General features: G+C 34.9%; 3 protein-coding genes. All 3 read right to left on the bottom strand.

From position 1 onward, the window contains the following. Positions 1-19: 19 nt before the first annotated feature. The 3 genes from B0A57_RS03210 to B0A57_RS03200 all read right to left on the bottom strand — a co-directional run bounded on the left by B0A57_RS03210 (position 20) and on the right by B0A57_RS03200 (position 5,288). Complete coding sequence (locus tag B0A57_RS03210; RefSeq protein ID WP_038466910.1) at positions 20-787, bottom strand: TolB family protein; 768 nt, start codon at positions 785-787, stop codon at positions 20-22. 64 nt (positions 788-851) lie between these two features. Continuing rightward, entirely contained in the window at positions 852-2,255 is a 1,404-nt protein-coding gene (locus tag B0A57_RS03205; protein ID WP_052079120.1) for a RagB/SusD family nutrient uptake outer membrane protein, read from the bottom strand. Positions 2,256-2,273: 18 nt separating this feature from the next. Further along, positions 2,274-5,288, bottom strand: a complete 3,015-nt coding sequence (locus tag B0A57_RS03200) for a SusC/RagA family TonB-linked outer membrane protein (protein ID WP_052079119.1) — start codon at positions 5,286-5,288, stop codon at positions 2,274-2,276. Between the last annotated feature and the right edge of the window lie 738 nt (positions 5,289-6,026).

The raw sequence follows: 6,026 nt of genomic DNA, 5'->3' as shown, positions 1-6,026 counted from the left end.
ACTTTGTGTTATACTGCCTTTAATATGACACCCAACGGGTTTCTTTTAGAATAAATTTATCTCCAAAATCATTACACCAGTAAATTAAATGATTTTTGTATGACAAATTTGAATCTTTTATTTCTTTGAAAAAGGCTAATTTTGTACTTGAATCGTCCCACTGTAAACCCTTGAATTCTGATTCACTATTCGTTATAATTACTTTTCCAAGATTAAATGAATTGAGATCATACAAACTAACTTTATTTATGTCCTCTTGCTTAGTACTGATTGCCATTTTGGTTTTATTTGGACTGTATTCATATTCTATTACGTTGCTTACACTATTTGTTTTAAATGTTTTTAAATCTACTATTTTTAAACTTTTGGTTTCTTTGGTTTGCACCAAAGCAATAATATAACTACCATCAAAAGAAAAAGAGTATTCCTTGACCTCTGTACTCACAAGTTGTTCTTTGCCTGTGGTTAGATTTAGTATATGCAAACTATCTTTTTTAATGAATCCAAACCATTTGCTATTTGGTGTAAATGAGGCGTTGTAAGATTTAATAAATGAATGTGTTATATTCTTTGTTTTGTCAACTAAAAATAGTGTGTCAGTATCTTTATAAAATAAATTATAATATACCCATTTGCCATCATCACTTAAATTAGAAGCACCAAAATCACTCCATAATTTATAGTCTTCTCGCATTAAATATTTCTTTTGTTGTGCTTGTATGGAAGTAGTTTGATTTAAAAATAGTATCCCATAAAAAGTAACTAAAATTAACTTAAATGATTTCATATTAGTTATGATTAAAGTTAAGTCCAACCAAAGAATATAAACTATTGGTTGGACTTTCAATTTTTTAATATCCTGGGTTTTGTGGTGTTAAGTTTCCGTTTAGTAGTAGTTCTGATTCTGGTAATGGCCAAAGTAAATCTTTGGCATCCCATCCGGGTTTTTTGCTACTTAAAACGCTGCTTGCAGTTCCAGTTCTTTTTAGATCAAACCATCGGTGTCCTAATTCGGTAAAAAACTCTTTTCTTCTCTCCTCGATTATTGCAGTCAATAATTCTGTTTGAGATATTGCAGTAGTGTTTGTAAGTCCGGCTCTGTTTCTAATTTTATTTAAATCTAATTTTGCATTTCCTAAATCGTTCAACTGTGCTTTAGCTTCTGCACGAATTAGAAATTGTTCTTCTAATCTAAAAAGAATTGAGTATTCCAATGATGCGCTTGTACTTGCGTTTTCTTTGTACTTATTTGGGAAATACCAATTTTGAGTTCCGTCGGTTACTGTTCCAATCCAATTGGTTCTTCGTAAATCGCCTGTTTCAAATTCGTCAACCAAATCGTTACGCAATGCAAATGTTGGCGGCGGAGCTGTTGTAAATTGAAAGGTCTGAGCTTCTAAAGTATTGTTGCCACTGAACTGTGGTGCTAATTGCCAAATTGTACCTGTACTGGTATTAAGAAAAACATTATTCAAATTAGCTACCCAATTGTACATTGTTGTGGCGTTAATTACTAAATCTGAATAGGTGATTGCTTCTGACCATTTTTCAGTGTATAACATGGTTCTTGCTAATAATGCATGTGCTGTACTTTGATTGGGTCTAGTTCGTCCTGTTCCAAAATAATTTATAGGCAATAATGCAATCGCTTGTAGTAAATCGGTATTTATATTATTGTAAACTAACGGAGTACTTAATTTATGGATGCTTTTATTTATTTCATAATCAGTAGTATTAACATAAGGTACATCGCCAAATAGATTCACTAAGTAGAAATGTAAATAGGCTCTGATAAAATATGCTTCACCTAGTAATCGTTGTTTATTTTCTGTACTAATTCCGGTAGATACTGTAACGTCTTCTATTATAGAATTGGCAGCATAAATTAAATTGTACGTTCCGTTCCAAGTTGACGTAACTGTATTGTTGGATGGAATTAAACTGTTTTGATAAAATTCTTGAGCAGGTAAACCACTCGTACTGTAATAATCCATTTCATCAGCGTAGTTGCTTAACAATGCGCTCAAACCAATGGACGTTCCTTGAACTAAAACCTCATTTCGCATTTTGGAATAAATATGGGTTAAGGCCGCATCAGCGGTTGCTACATCTTGAAATACTGCTTCTCCTGTAAGTTGTGTTGCTGGCAAAGCTATTTCAACAAAGCTCTCACAACTATTCAGTAGACAGCTTAGTATTGAGATTGCTAACCAAAACCCAATACTTCTTGTTGTATTTGTTATATATACATTCATGTTTTTATATTTAAATGATTAAAAATTCAGTTGCGTTCCTATTGTTAAAACTCTTAGTATAGGAAGTCGTCCTTGTGATTGATTTTCTGGATCTGCACCTTTAAATTTTGTAAATGTTAAAAGGTTCTGCGCTTGAAAATATAATTTACAATTCACTTTTTTCAGCATCGTATTTGGTACTGTATAAGAAAATGAGAGGTTCTTTAAACGTATGTATGAGGCATCACTGAATGCTGCATCGCTTGAAGCATAATAGGTGTAAAAAGCATTTACTGCATCCCCATTAAAACCTGCTGTGTATACTTGTGTGGGATTGGTATCGCCAATTTGTTGCCAATGGTCTAAAACATCTGTAGTCATATTGCTTGCAGATCCAGGTAAATCAGCTACTGCATTGTTGTTTATTCCGACTTGTTTAACGAACTGCAATAGGAAATCCAATTGCCAATTTTTATAAGCCAAACTATTTTGTACACCGCCAAAAAACTTTGGAGCTGTATCTACTATTTTTTGTCTGTCTTCTGTCGCTGTAAGCAAACCGTCACCGTTGAAATCTGTAAATTCATAAATTCCTGTGTTTGGATTTACTCCTGTAAATTCATACACTTTTCTGATGCTAAGTGATTGACCAATTACATATTGTTTGGCATAGACCGAACCTTCTAAATTTGGAAAAGCCAGTAATTTATTTTTGGGTAGTGTTAGATTCCAAGAAGTAGTCCATTTAAAATTATTTCTATTAAAATTACTAGTTCTCAATTCTATTTCTAAACCACTATTTTCAACCGTTGCCTCTAAGTTGGCTTGAATAGAATTGAATCCTGTAGTTCCGGGTAAAGGAATGCCTACTAATTGATTGGAAGAACGATTCTTGAAAAATGCAGTAGTTAAGAAAATTCTATCGTTGACGAAACCTAAGTCTAAAGCCATTTCTAGTTTTTTGTTTACTTCCCAACTAAAATTTGGATTGAATAGCCGTGAAGGTTCTAAACCTATTGTTCCGTTGTAGGGAATTCCTGTTGGTGTGTAGGTATTTAAAAATTGATAATCGCCAATTTGGTCACTTCCTGTGGTTCCGTAACTGGCTCTTAGTTTTCCAAAACTTAAATATGGTAGTGCTTTATTTACTACTGATTCGTTACTAAATATCCATGCTGTACCTAAAGCAGCAAAATTCGCAAAGCGATTTCCTGAACCGAAGCGGCTTGATCCATCACGACGACCTGTAAGATTGAAAAAGTATTTATCGTTAATACTGTAATTGGCTCTGCCAAAAACAGCAGTATAGCGGTACATTGAAGTAGCGTTGTTCATTATTTGGGTAAATGAAGCTGCAGCGCTATTTGCAATTAAACTGTTGCTTGTAAAACCAGAAGCAAAAACTGCCAATTGGGCTGCTGAACGCTCTTGAAATGTACTACCTACTAACAGTTTTAATTTTGATTTTGCAAAGGACTTTTGATAATTTAGTTGCGGTTCAACACTCCACGATTGCTGATTAGAATTGCTTGCCATACTTGATGATGCTGCACTGGTTAATCCGAAAGCTGGATTGTAAATTGTGTGCGGTGTTGTGCTTGATTCTTCAACCCTTGTATCGTTGTACCCAAATGATGATTTGAATTCTAAATTTGAAAGTACTTTATATCCTAGTGCTCCTCCTAGATATAACCCTTTAGTTTTGGCTAAGTATTTCCCTTGTAATAAGCGCAATGGATTTTCCCAAGTACCGTTTTCCCAGTTTAGATTTCCATCTTCATCGTACAGTGCGGGAGCATTTGGAGCAAGAGTTGTGGCGTTTCTCGTTAAATCGGTGCTTAAAAGATTGTTTTTATCCGCTACATAATTTCCTGAAAGATTTATTGCAAAGCGATTGTCTTCGGATGTGTGGTTGATATTGAAGTGAAGCGCTGATTTACCATAACTGAAATCTCCCGGAAAGACCGTAGTTTCATTAAAATTAGTTCCTCTAATTAAAAACTGCGTTGTTCCTGTTCCGCCTGAAACTCCAACTTCTACATTTCTTGAAATAGCTGTACCACCAATAAGTTCTTTTTGCCAATCGGTGTAGCGGTTTCTGTCCCAAGTTCCGTTTACATCATAAGCCCAAGATGGTAATGTAGTTATACCGTCATTTGCAAATGCTTCTTCTCGCATTTCTAAGTATTGTTGTGTGTTTAATAGTTTTAATCTTCTTGTTATTGTTCCTGCACCTGTGTAGGTGTTGAAAGAGAATTGTGTTTTGCCTTTTTTACCTTTTTTAGTTGTAACTAGGACGACACCGTTTGCACCACGCGAACCATAAATAGCAGTCGCATCGGCATCTTTTAGGATTTCGATACTATCAATATCGGAAGGGTTAATGTTGTTTAAAGGATTGATTCCTGCACCTGGCAATATTCCGCCTGAAATTGCTGTGTTACCTAAATTTTCTGATGAAAAAGGTAAGCCGTCAACAATGTATAGTGGCTGATTTCCTTCGGTTCTGATACTGTTTCTACCTCTTATTTGGATGTTAAAACCACCACCAGGAACACCCGTTGTTTGTGTTATATTTACTCCAGCCATCCTGCCTTGAAGAGCTGCAAGAACGTTCGTTACTGGTTGTTTTTCGATTTCTTTGGAACTGACTTTTGAAATGCTTCCCGTTCGTTCTTTGTCTTTTACGGAATAGTAGCCTGCATTGATTACAACCTCTTTGAGTGTGGTAGTATCTTCTTGTAACTGCACATTGATTGTTGAACGGTTTGTAACAGGGATTTCAACGATTTTGTAGCCTATGAAAGAAAAAACTAGCATGTCTGTTGGTACTACCTCAATAGTGTAATTGCCTTTTTCGTCTGTAAGTGTTGCTGTTGGTTTGTCTTTTACCTTTATGGTTACACCTTGCAGAGTACCACTGACATCGGTTATTGTCCCTTTGATGGTTTGGTTTTGGGCTTGGACTGCCATAGTGAACAATAGTGGCAATATATAGTATAGTTTGGGCAGTTGTATTGTAGCCCAACGATTTAAGATTGAATTTTTATTCATACTTTTGGATTGGTTAAATGAAACTTCGGTTTTGTTTGCTTTGGTCCTCTATTCGTCCGCCAAGAAGAGTTAGAGGGCCTTTTTTTGTGCTTCGCTTTTTGTGTTTCGCTTCGCTTGTTTTTTTGCCACGGATTACACAGATTTTTTGGTTTTATTTCATGGGCTTTTGGTTTTTAAGGTTTTTTTAAGAAAAGAGCGCTGCCGTTACTTGTTGCAGCCAAGCGCAGGCAGTGCCTTTCCCAACTAATTCAATAAATTAATGGTATTGCGAGACTATGAAAAATGAAGAAACGACGCTAAGAATATAAGAAGAGTATTTTGTGCCTAGATAATAAAAAAATGGCATGGAACTCATCTTAAACGCTATCAAGGTACTGGTATACCCGCACACGAATAAGTGAGCCCACGCCATGGGACGTGAGCATCGTACTTATCATTTCGTTCCTTTTAAAATTACCAGTTTTCTAAGACGAAATTCAAAGCGAATGCTTCAATTATTTTTTATATGAAGAATCGCAAATGTATGTAATTGGAAACAAATATAACAAAATATTTCAATATGCGTGCTTTAGTGCGCATTATTTTTTGTTGATTGACTTTCCTTTGTTAGTATGATTGAAGCAAACAATATTATTTGTAAATATATTTATAGAAGTTGGATTGAATCTTATAAATCTCAACGTTCTTTTGCATTAGATCATAACATTGAGGAGAGTATAGTGAGAAAAATTAAAAATA

Source organism: Flavobacterium psychrophilum DSM 3660 = ATCC 49418 (genome assembly GCF_002217405.1).
Taxonomy (GTDB): Bacteria; Bacteroidota; Bacteroidia; order Flavobacteriales; family Flavobacteriaceae; genus Flavobacterium; species Flavobacterium psychrophilum.
This window is presented reverse-complemented; position numbering and strand designations above follow the sequence as displayed.

What these genes read in the sequence shown, in the direction of transcription:
- B0A57_RS03200 (WP_052079119.1), bottom strand. Translation starts at nt 5,288, where the DNA reads ATGAATAAAAATTCAATCTTAAATCGTTGGGCTACAATACAACTGCCC.
- B0A57_RS03210 (WP_038466910.1), bottom strand. Translation starts at nt 787, where the DNA reads ATGAAATCATTTAAGTTAATTTTAGTTACTTTTTATGGGATACTATTT.
- B0A57_RS03205 (WP_052079120.1), bottom strand. Translation starts at nt 2,255, where the DNA reads ATGAATGTATATATAACAAATACAACAAGAAGTATTGGGTTTTGGTTA.